Source organism: Pseudomonas sp. 2VD, from assembly GCF_005503585.1.
Taxonomy (GTDB): Bacteria; Pseudomonadota; Gammaproteobacteria; order Pseudomonadales; family Pseudomonadaceae; genus Pseudomonas; species Pseudomonas aeruginosa.
In genome coordinates this window covers 1-1,256 of the sequence record NZ_SCND01000654.1, presented here as the reverse complement: position 1 = coordinate 1,256, position 1,256 = coordinate 1, and the positions used below count along the sequence as shown (strand labels likewise).

Here is a 1,256-nt window from a genome sequence, read left to right as displayed (position 1 = left end):
GGGCAGGGGCGCGGCGCTTCTTCCCCCCGGTTTCTCCCCCACCCGCCGGGCCCGTCGGACTCCCGGCGAACTCGCTCGAGCCCGCGAAAAGCGGGCTTTTTCATGCCTGTCGCATAGAAGACCGATATAGACTTAATGGTCACGACGTGACGCTACAAGTCCGAAATGTTGGTGGTGTAGACTCGGCCGCGGCACGCCTTTCGTGCCTCCATTTTGTTGCCGCTGGCCCCCGGCCGGCGATCGGTACGATCGAGGATTCCCCACATGGCTGATTACAAAGCTCCGCTGCGCGACATGCGCTTCGTCCTCAATGAGGTGTTCGAGGTCTCCCGGCTCTGGGCGCAACTGCCGGCGCTGGCCGAAGTGGTCGACGCCGAGACCGCCGCGGCGATCCTCGAAGAGGCCGGCAAGGTCACCGCCGGTACCATCGCCCCGCTGAACCGTCCGGGCGACGAGGAAGGCTGCCAGTGGAACGCTGGCGCGGTGAGCACCCCGGCCGGCTTCCCCGAGGCCTACCGGACCTACGCCGAAGGCGGCTGGGTCGGCGTCGGCGGCGATCCGGCCTACGGCGGCATGGGGATGCCCAAGGTGATCTCGGCGCAGGTCGAGGAACTGGTCAACTCGGCCAACCTGTCGTTCGGCCTGTACCCGATGCTGACCGCCGGCGCCTGCCTGGCGCTCAATGCCCATGCCAGCGACGAACTGAAGGACAAGTACCTGCCGAACATGTACGCCGGCACCTGGGCCGGTTCCATGTGCCTGACCGAGCCGCATGCCGGCACCGACCTGGGTATCATCCGCACCAGGGCCGAGCCGCAGGCCGACGGTTCCTACAAGATCAGCGGGACCAAGATCTTCATCACCGGCGGCGAGCATGACCTGACCGAGAACATCATCCACCTGGTGCTGGCCAAGCTGCCCGACGCCCCGGCCGGGCCGAAGGGCATCTCGCTGTTCCTGGTACCGAAGGTGCTGGTCAACGCCGATGGCTCGCTGGGCGAGAAGAACAGCCTGGGTTGCGGCTCCATCGAGCACAAGATGGGGATCAAGGCCTCGGCCACCTGCGTGATGAACTTCGACGGCGCCACCGGTTGGCTGGTGGGCGAGGTCAACAAGGGCCTGGCGGCGATGTTCACCATGATGAACTACGAGCGCCTTGGCGTCGGCATCCAGGGCCTGGCCACCGGCGAGCGCTCCTACCAGAGCGCCATCGAGTATGCCCGCGAGCGTATCCAGAGCCGCGCGCCGACCGGCCC

General features: G+C 66.7%; 1 protein-coding gene. It reads left to right on the top strand.

The features are described from left to right. Positions 1–264 precede the first annotated feature (264 nt). A partial coding sequence (locus FFS27_RS32830; protein ID WP_171019291.1) for an acyl-CoA dehydrogenase family protein occupies positions 265–1,256 on the top strand: 992 nt, incomplete at its 3' end.